At 75.6% G+C, this 17,834-nt stretch carries 11 protein-coding genes; 1 reads left to right on the top strand and 10 read right to left on the bottom strand.

Annotated elements, in window-relative coordinates:
* Positions 1-70: 70 nt before the first annotated feature.
* The 5 genes from ACNAVT_RS07535 to ACNAVT_RS07515 form a co-directional block, all read right to left on the bottom strand.
* The gene (locus ACNAVT_RS07535) at positions 71-727 is read right to left on the bottom strand and encodes a DUF3105 domain-containing protein (protein ID WP_416294098.1); all 657 of its coding nucleotides are present in this window, start codon (positions 725-727) and stop codon (positions 71-73) included.
* Entirely contained in the window at positions 720-1,352 is a 633-nt protein-coding gene (locus tag ACNAVT_RS07530) for a flavoprotein (protein ID WP_416294096.1), read from the bottom strand. The genes ACNAVT_RS07535 and ACNAVT_RS07530 overlap by 8 nt, the downstream gene beginning before the upstream one ends.
* A complete protein-coding gene (locus ACNAVT_RS07525; RefSeq protein ID WP_416294095.1) occupies positions 1,334-3,568 on the bottom strand; it encodes a peptidase domain-containing ABC transporter in 2,235 nt (744 codons plus the stop codon). The genes ACNAVT_RS07530 and ACNAVT_RS07525 overlap by 19 nt, the downstream gene beginning before the upstream one ends.
* Positions 3,556-6,741 (bottom strand): type 2 lanthipeptide synthetase LanM family protein, encoded by a 3,186-nt coding sequence (locus tag ACNAVT_RS07520; protein ID WP_416294093.1) that lies wholly within the window; start codon positions 6,739-6,741, stop codon positions 3,556-3,558. The genes ACNAVT_RS07525 and ACNAVT_RS07520 overlap by 13 nt, the downstream gene beginning before the upstream one ends.
* A 93-nt stretch (positions 6,742-6,834) precedes the next feature.
* Positions 6,835-7,017 (bottom strand): mersacidin/lichenicidin family type 2 lantibiotic, encoded by a 183-nt coding sequence (locus ACNAVT_RS07515; protein WP_416294091.1) that lies wholly within the window; start codon positions 7,015-7,017, stop codon positions 6,835-6,837.
* 349 nt (positions 7,018-7,366) lie between these two features.
* On the opposite strand from ACNAVT_RS07515, the gene ACNAVT_RS07510 reads away from it, so the two are divergent.
* Positions 7,367-9,991, top strand: a complete 2,625-nt coding sequence (locus ACNAVT_RS07510; protein ID WP_416294089.1) for an AAA family ATPase — start codon at positions 7,367-7,369, stop codon at positions 9,989-9,991.
* Positions 9,992-10,115: 124 nt separating this feature from the next.
* Here ACNAVT_RS07510 and ACNAVT_RS07505 read toward each other — a convergent pair whose 3' ends face one another.
* The 5 genes from ACNAVT_RS07505 to ACNAVT_RS07485 all read right to left on the bottom strand — a co-directional run bounded on the left by ACNAVT_RS07505 (position 10,116) and on the right by ACNAVT_RS07485 (position 17,824).
* Positions 10,116-10,871, bottom strand: a complete 756-nt coding sequence (locus tag ACNAVT_RS07505; RefSeq protein WP_416294199.1) for an ABC transporter permease — start codon at positions 10,869-10,871, stop codon at positions 10,116-10,118.
* A gap of 98 nt (positions 10,872-10,969) precedes the next feature.
* Positions 10,970-11,950, bottom strand: coding sequence for an ATP-binding cassette domain-containing protein (locus ACNAVT_RS07500; protein ID WP_416294088.1), 981 nt, complete (start codon positions 11,948-11,950; stop codon positions 10,970-10,972).
* Positions 11,951-12,017: 67 nt separating this feature from the next.
* The gene (locus ACNAVT_RS07495) at positions 12,018-15,185 is read right to left on the bottom strand and encodes a BTAD domain-containing putative transcriptional regulator (RefSeq protein WP_416294086.1); all 3,168 of its coding nucleotides are present in this window, start codon (positions 15,183-15,185) and stop codon (positions 12,018-12,020) included.
* A gap of 97 nt (positions 15,186-15,282) precedes the next feature.
* Positions 15,283-16,383 (bottom strand): hypothetical protein, encoded by a 1,101-nt coding sequence (locus ACNAVT_RS07490; RefSeq protein ID WP_416294085.1) that lies wholly within the window; start codon positions 16,381-16,383, stop codon positions 15,283-15,285.
* A 298-nt stretch (positions 16,384-16,681) separates the two neighbouring features.
* Entirely contained in the window at positions 16,682-17,824 is a 1,143-nt protein-coding gene (locus ACNAVT_RS07485; RefSeq protein ID WP_416294083.1) for a P1 family peptidase, read from the bottom strand.
* Between the last annotated feature and the right edge of the window lie 10 nt (positions 17,825-17,834).

Raw genomic sequence — 17,834 nt, 5'->3', positions numbered from 1 at the left:
CTCCTCCTACCCGATCGGGTGGCTACCCCGGAACGGCCGCGGCATGCGTGCCGCCCGGCGCCCGGATGTGTCACATGCCGGTCGGCTCGGGCGAATCGCTCGGCGGGTGCGCCAGCACGAACCGCTCGACGGCGGCACCGCTGACCGCGGCGCAGAACTGCCGGTACCCGGCGGTGGCGCCCCAGTGCGACAGGGCCAGCGGCCGGCCGGCCGGGAACTCCCCGTACCCGGGGTCCCACGGCGCCACCACGAACCTTCCCCCGTACCGGTCGTCACCGAGCTTGCGCGCCAACGCCCGCAGCACCTCGGTCTGATCCCGGACCAGCGGCTCGACGTACCAGAGGATGGTGTAGCCGTGTTCCAGGTTGTGCACCAGGATCTCGATCGCCGGCCGGTCGCGGGTGGTGTAGAACCGGCGCACGGCCGGCGCCGGCACCACGAAGTGCGGTCCGGACGACGGCGGGACCAGGTCGTACCGGATCCGGGTGGCGTACGGCTCGGCGGTGCCGGGACCGACGTGGACACCGGCGCCCCGGACGGGGTCGATCAGCTCGGGGTCGCAGCCGGCCCGGTCGATGCCGACGCCGATGTCGGCGGCCGGCCGGCGTTCCGCCGAGTCGGCGTACGCGCGGACGAACGGGATCGCCGCCACCACCAGCAGCAGGGTGCCGAGCCCGACGGCGACGGCGGCGATCCTCGGCCCGGCCACCCCACGCGGCTCAGCCACGGCGCCCGTCCAGGCGCCGCAGGTGGGCGGCGGCCCACTCCAGCACCGCCTCGATCGGCGGCATTCCCCGGCCCTCGAACGTGCCGGTGCTCAGGGCGAGGACCGGCACCGGGGGCACCACGCCGTACCCGTCGTCGCGCAGCTGCGCGACGTTGCGCTGCACCGCGGGGCGCTCCCACATCGCCCGGTTCATCGAGGGCACCAGCACGACGGGCGCCGTGGCCGCCAGCAGGCAGGTGCCGACCAGGTTGTCGGCGATGCCCAGGGCCGCCTTGGCCAGGGTGTTGGCGGTGGCCGGCAGGACGAGCACCAGGTCCGCCCAGGCCGTCAGGGCCAGGTGCGGCACCTGCTCGGTCGCCTCCTCGTCGACGAGGGCGGGGTGCCCGGTCAGGAGGGCGAACGAGCGGGCCGGCACGAAGCGCGCCGCGGCGGGGGTGAGCACGACCCGTACGTCGAGCCCCAGCGCGTGCCGCATCACCATGATCGACTGCGGGAGCGTGAGCACGTCGGCGGAGCCGCAGGCGGCCACCAGGATCCGGCGCGCCGGGAACGGGCCGGCACCGGCCGTGGGTGGCTCGGCCGGGTGGTCCGGCCGGGCGGTGGTCGTCACGGTACGGGTAGCCACGGGTCGCCTCCTGGCAGGGGAGAGTCGTCGTCGGTCAGTTGGCAGCGGACCAGGTCGGCGTAGACGCCGTCGGCGCGCAGCAGCTCCTCGTGGCGGCCGCGCTCGACGATGCGTCCCCCGGCGACCACCAGGATCTGGTCGGCGTTGCGGACGGTGCTCAGCCGGTGGGCCACCACGATGCGGGTACAGCGCAGGGCCGAGATCGCCTGGTCGACCCGCCGCTCGGTGGCCACGTCGAGGTGGCTGGTCGCCTCGTCGAGCAGCAGCACGGCCGGTTGTCCGGCCACCGCCCGTGCGATGGCCAGCCGCTGCCGTTGCCCGCCGGACAGGGCCTGGCCCCGCTCGGCGACCTGGGTGTCGTAGCCCATCGGCATCGCCGCGATGTCCTGGTCGATCGCGGCGACCTCGGCGGCCGCCCGGATCGCCGGCATGCCGATGCCGGGGTGCACGAGGCTGACGTTGCGCCGGATGGAGTCGCGGAACAGGTAGCTCTCCTGCAGCACGACGCCGAACTGGCGGCGCAGCGCGGTCGGATCGATGCGCGACAGCGGCACCCCGTCGAACAGGATCTCCCCGGCGGTCGGCCGGTAGAGGCCGGTCAGCAGCATGGCCAGGGTGCTCTTGCCGCTGCCCGAGGGACCGACGACGGCGACCTTCTCCCCCGGCGTGACGTCGAACGAGATCCCGCGCAGCACCGGCGGCGCGGCGCCGTCGTAGCGGAAGCTCACGTCGCGGACGCTGATCCGGCCGGTGAGCCGGGGTGCGGGCAGGTCCGGGTCGCCGGCCGGTTCCGGCTGGGCGGCGAAGACGTCGCGCAGCCGTTGCAGGTGCGACACCACCGACTGGAGCACCTGGGCGCTGGCCACCAGCGAGGCCAGCGGGGTGAGGGCGGACAGAGCCAGCGCCTGCAGGCCGAGGGTCTGGCCGAGGCCGGCGCCGTCGAAGAGCCGGCCGGTGCCGAGCCAGAGCAGCGCAAGCGGGCCGGCGAGCTGGACGCTCGCGGTGATGTTGGCGACCGTGGCGGAGAGCCGGTTCTGGGCCACGTCGGCGTCGAGCGCGGTGGTGTAACGGCGCAGCCAGCCGTCGAAGACCTGCCGCTCGGCGCCCATGGACTTGACCGTCGCGATGCCGGACAGCGCCTCGATCAGCGCGCTCTCCGCGTCAGCCTGCACGGTGAGGTGCCGCTGACTCAGCCGCAGCAGTCGGCCGTTGACCACCGCGACGGCCACCACCTGGGCGATGCCGATCGCGGCGGCCAGCCCGGCGAAGGCGAGGTCGCTGGCGAGCAGCACGCCAAAGTACGCGATCACCAGCACGCCGTCGATCACCGCGGTCAACACCTGGGTGGTGACCAGTTCGCGCAGCAGGATGCTGCTGGACAGCCGCTGCATCAGGTCGCCGCTGGCGCGTTGCTGGAAGAAGGCGTACGGCAGCCGCAGCAGGTGCCCGAACAGCCGGGTCATCAGCGCGGCGTCCACCCGGGCCTGCAGCGTGACCAGGAGCCGGGACCGCAGGTAGGCCACGCCGAACTGGGTGAGCACCAGGGCCGCGATGGCCAGCGCCAGATACGGCATGAGGGCGGTCTCGCGGGCCGGCATGATCTGGTCGAAGGCGACCGTGGTGGCCATCGGCAGCGCCAGGCCCAGCGCCTGCAGGACAAGGGACACGGTGAACGCGGCGCCCAGCCGAGGCAGGAACGGCCGCAGCAGCGGTCGAACGCGCCGCAGCCGGGCGATCGGCCCGGGTCGGGCGTCCGGCGGCTCGGGCGGGGACTGCGGGTCGCGGGCGTAGGTCAGCACCGTCCCGCTGAACCCGGCGGCGAACTCGGCCGGGGTGAGCAGCCGACGTCCGAGCGCCGGGTCGACCAACCGGATCCCGCGCTCGCCGACGTGTTCCACGACGACGAAGTGGGCGTCCTCCCAGTGCACGACGGCCGGTAGGGGCAGCGTGCCGACCTGCTCCGCGTCGGCCCGGAAGGCCCGGCCGTGCAGCCCGAACCGTGGCCCCGCGGCGAGCAGCGCCCGCGCGGTGACCCCGTCCCGGCCGACGTCGAGCCGCTCCCGCACGGACGCCAGGGAGGCGCGTACGCCGTGCCAGCGGGAGATCATCGCCAGGCAGGCGGCGCCGCAGTCGGCGTCGGCCATCTGGAGCACCAGCGGCACCCGGTGCCGGCCCGGCCAGGCCCGGCGCGCCACGCTCCCGGTCAGGCTGCCCACTGTCGCCCCCGGGCGCCGGATGTGCCGGTGCGGCGGCGGGCCCGCCCGGCCGTTGCCGGTGGTGCCAGCAGGAGCACGGACGGCACGCGCTCGGGTGCGGCGAGCCGCAGCAGTGCGAGACCGATCCCGGACAGGCCGGTCATCAGTTCGGGGGACGCGAGGGCCGTCGGGTTCGCGCAGCGCCAGCCGCCGGCGAGCCCGTCGCGCAGCACCGCCGCCGCCGGCGCCACCGCCTGCTGCGGGGCCGCGGCCAGCAGCAGGTCGAGATTGCCGAGGTCGCCGTGGCACAGCGAGTGGTTGCGCCCGAACCCGACGGCGAGCGTGGTGGCGACCGCGGTCGCGATCTCGGTGTCCAGCGCGTCGTCCGGGCCGACGGCGTCCCGGACCAGCAGGCGCGACAGCCCGATTCCCGGGGCGCCGTGGCACCAGGTCACCGCGCAACGTCCCGGCCGGCGCAGGTCGGCCCAGTTCGCATCGGCGGGGCGGAACAGGCTGCGGTCGTAGGCCAGTGCCCGGGCAGCCGCATCGGCGTACGCGGGGTCGCCGGTCACCTCCCAGGCGTGCGCCAGCGCGGCGGCGATCCCGGCCGACCCGTGGGCGAGTCCGCCCAGGGGGACGCCGGTGGACCCGCGGGCCGGGTGGGCGTAGCGGTCGGCGGCGGCGAGCAGCCGGCGGGCGAGACCGCGCACGGCCGGCCCGACCCGCTCGGGGTCCAGGCCGGCGCGGGACACGGCGAGCACGGCGCCGGCGGACCCGTCGACCAGATCCGGGGCCTGGTCGACGGCGGCCAGCGCGGCGATCCGCGCCAGCGCCACGTCGACGGCCGGGCCGAACCGGCGGGTCTGCCACAGCGCCCCGAGATGGCCGAGGGCGTAGAGCAGGCCGCCCCAGCCGGTGAACGCGCCGATCCGGTCGTCGGGGATCCGGCGGTCGACGATCCGGGCGGCGAGCCCGGCGGCGGCGCGGTCCGCGAGGTCGGTGAATCGCTGCTCGCCGGTGAGCCGGCCCGCGTGGGCCAGGAAGAGCGCCACCCCGGCAACCCCGTCGTAGAGGTGCGGGCCCAGCGGCGCCGGCGCCCAGCGGCCCGGGTCACCGGTGGCGGGAGCGAGACCGAACCAGGTCGGCTCGGCTCCCGTGCAGGCCAGGCGGGCCACCGCGTCGGCCACCGCGTTCGCGGCGGTCAGGTACGCCGCCGGCGGCGGCACCGGAGCCGGCGGCAGCTGCGCCAGCCGCCAGCGCACGTGGGCGTGCGGGGCATCCGCCGCGTCCACCCGGGCGGTGAAGGCGGCCCGCACGAGCCAGCGCTGCCGGGCCAGGTCGGTCTCCCCCAGCCGCGCGAGCCGACGTCGCGCCTCGGCGAGGCCGGACCGGGCGAGCAGGCCGGGCAACCGCCGCCCGCGGCTGGTCCACAGGTCGCGGGAGTCCACCGTGGTGGTGAACATCGGCACGTCGCGGCCCGCGAGGTCGGTCCGTTCCGCCGCGACGGTGGCAGCCAGCAGCGGCAGTTCGGCCACCCCCGACCAGAGCCAGTCGTGCAGGCGCTCGGTGTCCAGGCCGTCCTGCAGCGCGTCGGTGTGCAGGGCGGCGTCCCGCAGCCGCAGGTACGTCCGGGTCGGACGGAGCACCACCCGGATCTCGTCGGCGGCGAACGCGGCGACCGGCCCGTCCGGGGCGAGCAGTTCGTCGCGTACCGCCATGAGCAGGCGGTAGGTGGTCGTGAAGCCGTCCAGCACCTGCGGCAGGCACGCGGCGACGTCGACCATGACCGGATCGGCGGTACCGGGGTCGTGCCGGCCGTGCTCGTCGTGGCGGTGGCCCGGCGCGCACAGCCGCATCTCATCGGTTCCCTCGGCCTGCCAGGCCGAGCAGTTGCAGCCGTCGCCGGCCGGGCCCGCCGCCTCGTCGGCCCGGGGCAGCAACCCCACCGCGAGCACCGAGTCGGCGATCGCGTCCCCGCCGTCGCGGGCCGTCGCGGCCCGGGTGACCGCGGGGGTGAACACGGTTTCGAGGTCGACCAGGACCGGATGCTCGCCGTGGACGAGCACGTTCTCCCGGTGGCAGTCCGTGGCGCCGACAGCCTGCAGCAGGGCCAGCAGTGCCCCGTACCGGCGGGCGAACCGGTGCTGGCCGGCGGGCGTGGTGGGGGCGCTCGACTCGACGTACTCGGCCCAGCCATGGTCGCCACGGGGCAGGACGGTGAACGTGTGCAGGTCGGTGCCACGCTCGTTGAGCCAGGCCAGCAGCTGTTGGAACCGGGCCTCGACGGCGACCGGCCGGGGCTTGTAGACCAGCCGCAGCCCACTGTCGAAGGTGGCCACCAGCACCCGGCGGCCGTCGCGGTGCGGGTCGCCGGTCTCCTGGACGTCCATCAGGCGCCCCGGTCGGGCGCCGCCGTGGAAGGTCGCGCCCAGCGTCGCGGCGTCGGCGCCGAGCCGTTCCAGGAACTCGATGGTGCGGTCGGCCCAGCCGCGGGTCAGGTCGTACGCCTGGCGGGCCAGGACCGGGTAGTCGGCCAGCAGGGCCAGGGCCGCCTCGGGGGCGCGGTAGCGCCGGAAGAAGGCCGCGTACCGTTCCTGCGGCGTGTCGCCGGGCGAGGTGCCCCGCAACCGGTCGATGTTGAGCTCGAGGACGACGGCGCGGCTGAGCACCACCACGAGTTCGTCGAGCACCTCGGTCACGCCCAGCCGGTCGGCGTCGGGCGGCAGCAGGTCGGGAGCGGCGTCGGCGAGCTGCCGGGCACGTCGCGACACCCGGGCTCGGGCCCGCGCGACCAGCGGCGCCACCAGCGCGAGGGACGCGTCGAGCGGGCGGCCGGGCAGCAGCTCCGGGTCGATCTCGGCGCTCGGCGCCGCGCGGTAGCAGGCCACCAGGTCGCGGATCCACTCCGGGGCCCGGCCGAGCCGGGCGGCGAGCCGCGCCGGCGACTCGTCCAGGAGCGCGAGCAGGGCCGGCTCGTCCAGGCCCTCCGCCGCCAGCCGGCGTCGCCAGTCCTCGTCGCCGGCGAAGGCGCCGCCGGTGCGCCAGCGCGACAGCCGCCACCGGGCCCGCTCGCCGGGCTCCGCGTCCGGGAACGGGGGCGCGGCCAGCCGTTCCGTGATCGTCAGCGCGGCCAGGAGTCGCTCTTCGATCCGGGAGGTCGGGTCGTCGTCGGCGGGATGCGGGACAGTGGACATGCGGCGCTCCAGCGGCGGTGGATCGGGTGGGACGGTGGGGTCCGGGCCGGGCCCGGACCCCGTGGGACCCGTCATCGGGTCGGCCGTACGGACTCAGCAGACGCAGTGGCAGCAGGCCGTGGTGTGACCGGTGGTCGCGGCGGCACCGCCGGCGACCGTCTCCAGCTGGTCGCGGTCCAGCTCCACTACGCCGGCCGGGTGGGCCTCGGCGGACGCCGGGGCGGTGGCGCGGCGGTACTCGTCCTTCCAGCCGTTGACGATGTCGGTGATGGACATGCGGATCTCCTTTCACGACGACCGTCCGGCCTGCCCGGCGGTCGCTTGCAGACCAGCCTCCGCGCCCCGGAACGTCGCCACATGAGTAGTCGCTACCTCAGTCCGGACCGGTCCTGTCGCGCCGGCGACAACCGTCCGGGCGGCCCGGAGCGTCAGGTGTGCGGGCGTGTCCGAAAGGCGACGGCCTCACCGCGCACGGTGTGTGAGGGTGGGGCCCGAGTCACTCAGACCGCCGCACGCTCCGATCCGGCCGGCCGAGCGGGTCGAGGAAAAGATTGGCGACCGGGCCCGGGGGTGGGTGGTCCGGCCCGGGGGGTGAAGGGGTCCAGTGGCTGCGCCAGGATGTCTCGTGGACGGGGATGCCGGATGGCCGTTCGTCGGCCGGACGCGTGAGCGGGACCGGGCGGTCGCGGCGCTCGGCGCGGCGTCCGGGTCGGGTGTCCTGCTCACCGGGGACCCCGGGGTCGGCAAGAGCCGGCTGCTCGACGAGGTGCTCGACCACGCGTTGCAGCGACAGCGTGTCGTCCTGCGGGTCACCGCCACACCCGGCTGGCGGGACGTGCCCTTCGGTGTCCTCGCCAGCCGGCTCCCCCAGCCGTCCGACGCGAACGTGGCCGACGTCTTCCGGGACGTCGAGCGACGGTTGCGCGACGTCGCGGCGGGGCACGGCGTGGTCATCGGCGTGGACGACCTCAACTGGCTGGACGACGCGTCGGGAGCGTTGCTCGAACGGCTCGTCGCCGGCGGCACCGTCCAGGTGGTCGCCAGCGTACGCACCGACGCCCTGGACGCGGGTCCGGTGGCCGCGCTGCGGCGGTCCCGGTCGGTGGACCGGGTGCACGTACCGCCGCTGGATCCCGACGAGGCCGCACTCGTCGTACGCGACGCGCTGGGTGGCCCGGTCGACGGCCTGACCCTCGGCGCGCTGTGGCGGATCAGCCAGGGCAACCCGCTGTTCCTCCGCGAGGCGCTACGGTGCGGGCTGCGCGACGGCGGGCTGGTCCGGCACGACGGCATGTGGACGTGGCCGGCCGAGTCGCTGTGCCCCACCCATCTCGCCGAGCTGATCGAGCAGACCCTCGGCACGCTCGACCCCGACGAGGCCGAGGCGCTGCAGTACGTCGCCCACGCCGAGCCGGCACCCCTGGCCCTGATCGAGCGGACGGTCGAACCGCGTACCGCCGAGCGGCTGGAGGAACGCGGGTTGATCCGGCTGGTCCGGCACGGTTCGGCCGTGCTGGTGCAGACCGGCCACCCGCTGTACGCGGAGGTGGTGCGCAACCGTACCGGCGCGCTGCGCGCCCGCCGCCTGCGCCGGAACCTGGCCGAGGCGTTGGCGGCGGTGGACGGCGGTGGCGAGGGCGACCTGGCCCGGGTGGTGGCCTGGCGCTGCGAGGCTGATCTGCCGGTCGCCGAGGAGGACCTGCTGGTGGCCTCCGAGTACGCGCTGCGCCGGCACGACCCGGCGCTGGCGGAGCGGCTCGGCCGCCGGGTCGAGTCCGCCCGTGGGGACTGGCAGGTGGCGCGGGCACTGGTGGCTCAGGGCCGCAGCGACGAGGCGGACGGACACCTGGCCCGGGCGGTGGCGGACCTGACCGACCCCAGGGATCGCGCGGAGGCGGCGGCGCTGCGGGCGCTGAACCTGTTCTGGGGTGGCCGCCGGCCCGACCAGGCCCGCGAGGTGATCGACACGGGTCGCCGCGAGCTGCCCGCGGAGGCGTACCCCGGGTTGCTGGCCGCGGAGGTCGGGATCGCGGCGTTCAGCGGCGACAGCGGTGGCGCCGGGGCCTCCGTGGCTCGGCTGGCGGTGGACCCGCCGCGGGATCCCCTGCTGGCGACCGCCGTCACCGCCCTGCAGCCCTACCTGCTGCTGTTCGACGGCCAGCCGGGCCGCGCGGCCCGGATGTTCGACACCGGGGAGGTCGACATCCCGGACACCTGGGCGACGATGCGGGCCGCCACGCAGGCCTGCCATGTGCAGTCCCTGCTGATGTCGGGCCGGCTGCCCGAGGCCGAAGGGCTGGCGGAGCGGTACTACCGGGACGCGGTGGATCGGGGCGCCGCCGACGCGGTGGGCCTGCTCGCCTTCGCGCGGGGCAAGTGCGCCTACCACGCCGGCCAGATGCGCCGGTCGATGCGCTGGCTGCACGAGGCGCGGACCCTCGCCGGTGACCGCACCCTGTTCCCGATCCGGGACTACGTGCTGTCGGCCAACGCGTACGTGGCGGCGCAGCTGGGCGAGCTGGCCGAGAGCCGGCGGCTGCTGCGCCAACTGGTCGACGACCACGCCGGCGGCGACGGTGGGCAGCTCCGGGGCCTGGTGGCCGCCGACGCCGAACTGACCGCGGCCTGGTTGGCCGCCGCCGACGGGCAGCTCGCGACGGCCGTCGGCACGCTGCGCGAGCTGCCGGGGCGGGCCGACCAGGCGACGACGATCACGGTGGAGTGCCTGCACCTGCTCTCCCGGCTGGAGCCCACCGCCGGGACCGCCGAGCGGCTGGCCCAGGTCGCGGCCGGATGTGACAGCCCGTTGTTCGCGCTGTGGGCCGACTACGCGCACGCGCTCGCCGCCGACGACCCGGCCGCGCTCGAGCGGGTCGGCACCGCGTTGGAGACCGGCGGCTATCTGACCCTCGGGTTGGAGGCGGTGGTCGCCGCGGAGACGGCGTACGGCCGCCGCGGCGACCACCGCCGGGCGAACCTGCTGGCCCGTCGGGCCGACCTGCTGCGGGAGCGGTGCGGGGGCTACTGGCCACCGTTGAGCCCCCGGCCGAGCACCCCGGACGACCTCACCCCCCGGGAGCGGCAGATCTGCGAGCTCGCCGCGACGGGGCACGACAACGCGGCGATCGCCGCCGAACTGGTGCTGTCCGTGCGGACCGTGGAGAACCACCTCCAACGGGCGTACGTCAAGCTCGGGCTGCGGGGGCGGGCCGGTCTCGCGCAGGCCCTCGGGTTGCAGCGGGCGGGTTGACCTCGGCGCGGTAAGGCCGGGCTGTCGCCGTCCACCACCCCGGCGCCCGGCCCTTCTGCCGAGGCGCCACCCGCATCGCCCTGAACCCGGCCGGGCCCGCACGGGGCCCCGCCGGGTGTGTGCCTCAGCGGCTCAGCCGTTGGTAGCGCCGCACAGCCAGGGGCGCGACGAGCGCGATGAGCAGCACCGGCCACCCGACGGCCAGCGCCAGCGCGTGCTGCGCCGCCCACGACTCGCCGCCGATGCCCGGGTTGCCGAACAGTTCGCGCGCCGCCGCCACGGTGGCGGAGAGCGGATTCCACGCGGAGATCGCGCCGAGCCAGCCCGGCATCAGGTCCGGCGCGACGAAGACGTTCGACAGTGCGGTGAGCGGGAAGGCGAGCGGGAACACGATCACGCCGACCGTGTCCGGGTTCGGGACGGCGAGTCCCAGGAGGATGCCCACCCAGGTCAGGGCCAACCGCAGCAGCAGAATCAGGCCCACCGCCACCAGCGCGTCGGCCACGCCGTTGCGCCACCGCCAGCCGACGAGCAGGCCGCAGGTGACCAGGGTGGCCATCTCCAGCAGCGCGCGGATGACGTCGGCACCGGCCCGTCCGGTCAGCAGGGCGGACCGGGCCATCGGCATCGACCGGAACCGGTCGACCACGCCACGGCTGGCGTCGTGTGCGAGGCCCGACGCGGTGGCGCCGAGGCCGTAGAGCATCGTCATCACGAAGACCCCGGGCAGCAGGAACTCCCGGTAGTTGCCGTCGCCGGGCACCGCCATCCCGCTGCCGAACACGTAGCCGAAGACGAGCACGAACATGATCGGCAGGCTGAAGTAGAGGATGATCTCCTCGGGCGCCTTGGCCACGTGCCACATGTATCGGCCGGTCATCACCCAGCCGTCGTGCGCCGCCCAGCTCAGCCGGGCCAGCGGACCGGCGGACGACGGTGGCGCCGCGTCGCCGGCCACCCGGCGTCGCACCTCGGTGGTCATGCGACCACCTCCGTCTCCCGGGCGACGCCGGCGGACCCGCGCTGGGTGAGCCACAGGAACGCCTCGTCGAGGGTGGGTCGGCGCAGGGCGATGTCCTCGACCGCCACCGCGGCGTCCTGCAACGCCCGCATGACGTCGGCGAGGGCGGCGACCCGGTCCACCACGGGGGCGCTGAGCTGTCGGATCTCCGCGTCGACCGTCACCGGCCCGCCCACGATCCGCTCGACGATGCCGGCTGCGGCGGGCAACTGCGCGGCGTGCCGGAGCACCAGTTCGATCCGGTCCGCACCGATGCGGGCCTTCAGCGCTGCCGGGCTGCCCTCGGCGATCACCCGGCCGACGTCCACCACCGAGATCCGGTCGGCGAGCTGATCCGCCTCCTCCAGGTACTGCGTGGTGAGCAGCACGGTGGTGCCGTCGGCGACGAGCGAACGGACGGCCGCCCAGAGGCCGTTGCGGCTGCGCGGGTCCAGCCCGGTGGTCGGCTCGTCGAGGAACAGCACCCGCGGCGTCGTCATCAGGCTGGCGGCGAGATCGAGCCGGCGGCGCATGCCTCCGGAGTACGCCGCCGCGGAACGGTCCGCCGCGTCGGCCAGCCCGAACTGCTCCAGCAGCTCGTCCGCCCGCCGCCGGGCCTCCCGGGCCGGCAGGTGGCGGAGCCGACCGAACAGGACCAGGTTCTGCCGTCCACTGAGGCGGTCGTCGACAGCGACTTCCTGCCCGGTCAGCCCGATCGCGTGGCGGACCCGCTCGGGCTGCCGCGCCACGTCGTACCCGGCGACCCGGGCGCGGCCGGCGTCGAACCGCAACAGGGTGGCCAGGATCCGTACGGCGGTGGTCTTGCCCGCGCCGTTCGGTCCCAACAGGCCGTAGATCGTGCCGGCGGGCACGGCCAGGTCGAACCCGTCGAGGGCGAAGTCGCGGCCGTACCGCTTGCGCAGTCCCTCGGCCACGATGGCTGGTGTCTCGTTGGTCATGCCGGCAGCCTCGTCGGGGGCGCTGACCGGCCGCGCACCGGACGCTGACGGCGATGCGGTGGTGCTGTCAGCCGGCGTCCAGCAGCGCCGTCGCCTCCGGCCGGTCCATGGCGGCGCCCCGGGCGAAGGCCCGCTCGTAGGCGGTGTCGCCGAGCCGGTCCCGGGCGGCGGCCGCCACCGACGTGGCGTGTGCGGCGGCAACGGATCCGGGCAGCAGGGCGGACAGGGCACCGAGCAGCACCACGGCCTGCTCGTCCGCGCCGCGCCGCAGCACCGGCCCGGCCAGGCCCTGCAGAGCGGCGGTGAGCAGCGGCGGGTCCCAGGCCCCGACGGTCGCGCCGAGCACCTGCCGGTAGCGGAGGCGGGCGGTGGCCGGGTCGCCCGCCGCCTCGGCCGTTCGCCCGAGCGCGACCAACGCCGCCAGCCGGATCACCTCGGTGCCGAACCAGCCGGTGGGGCATTCGGCCAGGGCCTGCTCGCAGAGCTGCCGGGCTCCGGTCAGGTCGCCGCGCCGCCGGGCGATCTCGCCGAGACCGAGGTGGGCCGCGGCGAGCAGCTCCGGCGCGCCGGCCGGCTGGGCGAACGTCACGACCTGCCGGAAGTCGGCATCCGCGCCGTCCAGGTCGTCGGCCCCGAGCCGGCCCTCCGCCCGGGTACGCAGGAGTTCGGCCATGTCGAGCGTGGAGCCGAGTTCGTCGGCCAACCGCAGGGCCTCGTCCATCGCTCCGGTGGCCGCCGCGGGATCGCCGGCGCGGTAGGCCACCTCGGTCAGCGAGGTCAGCACGAGGATCATCCCCCACCGTTCGCCGATGGCGCGGAAGCCGTCGAGGGCGACCATCAGCTCCGCACGGGCACGGTCGAACCGGCCGTCGAACAGCCACATCAGTCCGACGCCGAGCCAGCCCAGCGCCCGCGTCCACGGGTCGAGGCCGAACAGCGCGTCCCAGCTCTCCGGCACGCCCAGCAGCAGGCGCCGCTCCGGCGACGGCGGGCCGGAGGCCATCCCGGACAGGTAGAGCAGGAACGGGTATTCGGGCGGCCGGCCCAGCTGCCACAGGGTCGCCGCGGCCGGTTCGACGTCGCGCGGGGTGACGCCGCCCAGCGAGGCGACCAGCAGGCAGAGCGCGTACTCCTCGGCCAGCCCGGGCGGCGGTCCGTCGAGCCGGTCGACGAGCTGGCCGGCGACCGCTGCGGCCTCGCCCCGCAGACCCCGCAGCCACCAGTAGAACGTGAGGGCGGCGACCAGCCGCAGCCCACTGCCGGTCTCACCGGCGGCCACCGACTGGCGCAGCGCCGCGTGCAGGTCGTCGCGGTCGTCGTCCAGCCGCCGCAGCCACTCCAGCTGCCGCGGGCCGCGCAGCCGCGCGTCGCCGGTGCGGGCCAGGTCGAGGAAGTACGCCACGTGCGCCTGGCGGAGCTGCTCCGCCTCCCCCGCCTCGGCGAGCTGCTCGGCCGCGAACGCGCGCACCGTCTCCAACATCCGGAACCGCCCGCCGGCGGCCTCCACCAGGGACTTGTCCACCAGGCCGGACAACACGTCGACGACATCGGCGCCGAGCGGCCCGCAGATCCGCTCGACGGCCGCCAGGTCGGCGCTGCCGGCGAACACGCTGAGCCGGCCCGCCAGCCGCCGCTCGGTCTCGTCCAGCAGGTCCCAACTCCACCGCACCACCGCGCGCAACGTCTGGTGCCGCGGCTCGGCGACCCGGCTGCCCCGGCTCAGCAGCCGGAAGCGGTCGTCGAGGCGGGCGGCGACCTCCGCGAGCGGCAGCGCCCGCAGCCGCGCCGCGGCCAGTTCGATGGCCAGCGGCAGGCCGTCGAGCGTACGGCAGATCCGTAGGACCGGCCCGACGGTGTCGGCGTCCACAGCGAAACCCGGTGCCACGTCGGCGGCGCGGTCCACGAAGAGCCGGACCGCCGGGTACTCCCGGGCGAGTTCGGGCGTGGCGGCTCCGGACGGCACCGGCAGGCCGGTCACCGGGCACAGTGCCTCGCCGGGCACCCCGAGCGGTTCGCGGCTGGTGGCCAGGACGCGCAGCAGCGGAGCGGCGCCGAGCAGCCGGGCGGCGAGCCGGGCCGCGTCGGCCACGACGTGCTCGCAGTTGTCCAGCACGAGCAGCAGCCGCCGGCCGGCGAGCGCCGCGACAAGGCGGTCGGCGGCGTCCCGCGGGCCGGCCCGCCCGCCCAGTGCGGTGTCCCGCAGGTCGAGCGCCGCCAGCAACGCCGCCGCCACGTCCGCCCCCGAGGCCACCGCCGCCAACTCGACCAGGCGGACCTCGCCGCCGTACCGGGTCGCGGCCTCGACCGCCAACCGCGTCTTGCCGGCACCACCCGGACCGTGCAGGGTGACCAGCCGGCCCACGCCGAGCAGTTCGCCGACCCGGCGCAGCTCCGCCTCCCGGCCGACGAAGCTGGTGAGCTGGCCCGGCAGGTTGTCCCCGACCGGCCCGGCAGCTGCCGGTGGCGCGACCTCGTCCCGCAGCAGCGTCGCGTGCAGCGCGACCAGTTCGGCGGACGGGTCGGTGCCGAGCTCGTCGGCGAGAAGGCGACGCAGGTCCGCGAAGGCGACCAGCGCCTCGGCCCGCCGGCCGCTGAGGTGCAGCACGCGCATCAGCTGGCCGCGCAGCCGTTCCCGCAAGGGGTACGCGCCGGCCAGCTCCCGCAGCTCCGCCAGCAGCGGCTCGGCGGTGGACGCCCCGGGCCCCGCCCCGGCCAGGCCGAGTTCCGCCTCGATCCGATCCTCGATCGCCGCCAGCCAGCGTTCCCGCAGCCGTGCCGCCCAGGCCGGAGCGAACGGCGCCTCGATCACGTCCGCCAGCGGGTCGCCCCGCCACAGCCCGAGCGCCTCGCGCAGCAGCTCGGCGGCCCGGCCCCGGTCACCGGCGGCCAGCGCGCCGTGCCCGGCGTCGGCCAGCCGGGTGAAGCGGTGCACGTCGACGTCCTCGGGATCCACCGCGAGCCGGTAGCCCGCCGGGTGGAGCTCCACCGGTGCGGCCCGCCGGGCCGGCCCGGACAACGTCTGGCGCAGCCGCGACACCTGAGACTGCAACGCGTTCGCCGCCCGCGCCGGCGGCTCGTCGCCGTAGAGGCCGTCGATCAGGCGGTCGGCCGGGACCACCCGCCCCGCGTCGAGCAGCAGCAGCACCAGCAGGGCACGCAGACGTGGCCCACCGACGGCGAACCGGTCGCCGTCGGCCGGGTACACCTCTGTCGCGCCGAGGATGCCGAACCGCATGGCGTCGATTGTCGCCCACCGGGTCGCGACGCCCGCGACCAGCGCGACGGGTCGGCGTTGCCGAGGTGCGATCGCCCGGTCGGGCGGCGTGCTCGGGTCACCGCACGGGCGGCTCCTGCGGCCGGCGGTCCGTCGGCCGTTGGGGCGGCAGGGGTGTGCTGGGGAAGTCCCGGTCGCCGGTCCACAGCGCCGGCACCGCGTCGGTGCTCTGGGCCAGCGCGTAGGCGATGTTCTCGTAGTTGACCCGCCAGCCGCGAAAGTGCGGCCACGACTGCTCGGCCGAGCGTTCCAGGGGGAAGCCGGCCCGGTGCACGTGCGCCACCGCCTCGGCGTACTCCTCGAACGTGAGCTGGAGCGGGCCGTCCGGGTGGGGGTCGGGGTCGAACGGGATGCGGACGACCCGGGCGATGTCGCGAAGCGCGATGAAGCTCGAGCGCAGCATCAGCCGCGCGGCGGGGACCGTCGCCGCCGCCGGGGCGAGGGAGATGTGCATCGCGGCGGCGTCCATCACCGCGATCAGGGCGACGACCCAGCTACGGTGCGGGCGCGGCGACCGGAACGCCAGCAGCACCGGATAGTTGGTGTGGGTCTCGCCGATGTCCGCGGCCAGGCGCTCCCAGTCCTCGTACAGCCCGCGCAGTTCGTCGACCGTCCCGACGAGGGCCTGCCGGGCCAGCAGCTCCGGCCCCCAGGCGGGCGGGGACACCCGGGACCCCAGCAGGGTGACCTCCAGTTCCCGTCGGTTGTAGGCGCCGTAGAGCGTCGGCAGGTACGCGATCTGCAGCGCGATCACCAACGGCCCGCTCGCCGCGGCGACGAAGTCCAGCGCGTTGAGCCGGCTGCGGGCGCTGGAGGCGAAGCCGAGGGTGAACAGGCTGGAACCGGCCTCCCGGAACGAGTCCGACCAGGACAGCCCGGAGATCCCGTACATGAGCAGCCCGTACCCGAGCAGCAGCCCGGCCAGCCAGGACCACAGCATCACCAGCAGCACGATCGGCGCCAGCCAGGCGAGGAACCGGTCGCGTGCCTCGTAGCCGCGCAGGGGCGCGGACGCCCGGCGCAGCAACCATCGCGTCAGCCGCCAGAGCACGCGCACCAGGGCCGAGCCCAGCCCGCGCGTCACCACCAGGTTGCGCAGGATGCTGCTCGCCGTGATCGCCAGGACCGCCACGCCGACCAGCCCCGAGATCCACCGCATCAGGTGGTCCCTCGGGCGGGTCGCGCGGCTGTCACCGCGACCGCCTTCGTCGCATCGGCTCCCTCTCGGACCTGGCCGGTTGTCGGCGCTCACCCGGGTACGGGCGGCGGACCTGGGCACCCGCAGGCAAGGGCTGGCGTCACACCGGCCGACCAAAGGTGCCTCCGGCCACCCAACTAGGGACGGTATGCGTGTTTCGTCACTGTAGCGCCGCGAAGCGGGGGCGGGGTGCGGATGGCGAGCCGGGTGACGATGCGCTGCTTCGCGCCGCCGAACCTGTCCCGCTGCGGCTGCCGGGTCAGCGAGCTGCGGCGACCTCGCGGAGCAACTCCGCCACCCGGGCGTGCGGTAGCCCGGGCACGTGGTGACCATCCCGACCGGTCATGTCCGCGCCCGCGACGAGCGCGTTGACGACGGCCTCCTCGACGGCCTGGACACAGGCCTCGTAGAACGGGTCCAGATGCCCCCACGGGACGAACCGGAGTTGCTCGACGCGTTCGGTGGCCGCACCGGGGTGACGGCTGGCGAGCACGCCGGGGTTCGCGGTGGAGAAGGCCAGGAAGAGGTCACCGGAGAAGTGGGAGCCGCTGGTGCCGGTACGGGCCAGCCCCAGCGGCACTCGCCGGGCCAGTGCTGCGCACTGGCCCGGCAGCAGCGGGGCGTCGGTGGCGACGATGGTGATCACGGATCCCGCCCCCGGCGGCAGCGTACGGCTCGGAACCGGGATCTCCTCGCCGAGCAGCCGCCCGACGGGCACTCCGGCGAGCGTCAGTTCGGGGCGGGCGCCGAAGTTCGCCTGCACGAGCACGCCGAGGGTGTAGGTGGCGCCGGCGAAGCGGACGAGCCGTGACGCGGTGCCGGTGCCGCCCTTGAGGTCGTAGCAGGTCATGCCGGTGCCGCCGCCGACTGATCCCTCCGGCACGGGGCCACCGGTGGCGGCGTCGAGCGCCGCGACCACGGTGGCCGGGCGGACGTGGTCGCCGTTGATGTCGTTGAGGTAGCCGTCGAAGGTCTCGGCGACCACGGGCATCAGCCAGATGTCGGTCTCCGGGCGCTCGCGCAGCATCCAGTCGATGGCGCCACGATGGCCTGCGCCAACGGCGTGCGAATTGGTCAGGACGACGGGCGTGGACAGGATGCCGCTCTCGGCGATCCACGCGGTGCCGGTCATCTCCCCGTTGCCGTTGAGCACGTGCACGCCGGCGGCGCAACCGTCACCGGCGCCCGAGCGGCCCCTGGGCAGGATGGCGGTCACCCCGGTACGCACAGGCCCGTGCCCGACCCGCAGCGGCCCGTCACCGGCGATGAGCGTGCGTATCCCCACTGCGACGCCGGGCACGTCGGTGATGGCGTTGAGCCGGCCGCTCGATCCGTGACGCGGAAATCCGATGAGTGCGGCTCGCGCCCCCGCCGCCGTCCCCCGCTCGGCCTGCTTGTCCACCGGTCAGTTC

The organism is Micromonospora sp. SL4-19, from assembly GCF_047921475.1.
Lineage (GTDB): Bacteria > Actinomycetota > Actinomycetes > Mycobacteriales > Micromonosporaceae > Micromonospora.
The sequence above is the reverse complement of the archived record's forward strand: the minus strand, read 5'-3'. Positions and strand labels throughout refer to the sequence as shown.

Bases quoted from the DNA above. Each gene is read 5' to 3' on its own strand.
- ACNAVT_RS07500 (WP_416294088.1), bottom strand. From the start codon at position 11,950: ATGACCAACGAGACACCAGCCATCGTGGCCGAGGGACTGCGCAAGCGG.
- ACNAVT_RS07495 (WP_416294086.1), bottom strand. From the start codon at position 15,185: ATGCGGTTCGGCATCCTCGGCGCGACAGAGGTGTACCCGGCCGACGGC.
- ACNAVT_RS07490 (WP_416294085.1), bottom strand. From the start codon at position 16,383: ATGCGGTGGATCTCGGGGCTGGTCGGCGTGGCGGTCCTGGCGATCACG.
- ACNAVT_RS07520 (WP_416294093.1), bottom strand. From the start codon at position 6,741: ATGTCCACTGTCCCGCATCCCGCCGACGACGACCCGACCTCCCGGATC.
- ACNAVT_RS07515 (WP_416294091.1), bottom strand. From the start codon at position 7,017: ATGTCCATCACCGACATCGTCAACGGCTGGAAGGACGAGTACCGCCGC.
- ACNAVT_RS07505 (WP_416294199.1), bottom strand. From the start codon at position 10,871: ATGACCGGCCGATACATGTGGCACGTGGCCAAGGCGCCCGAGGAGATC.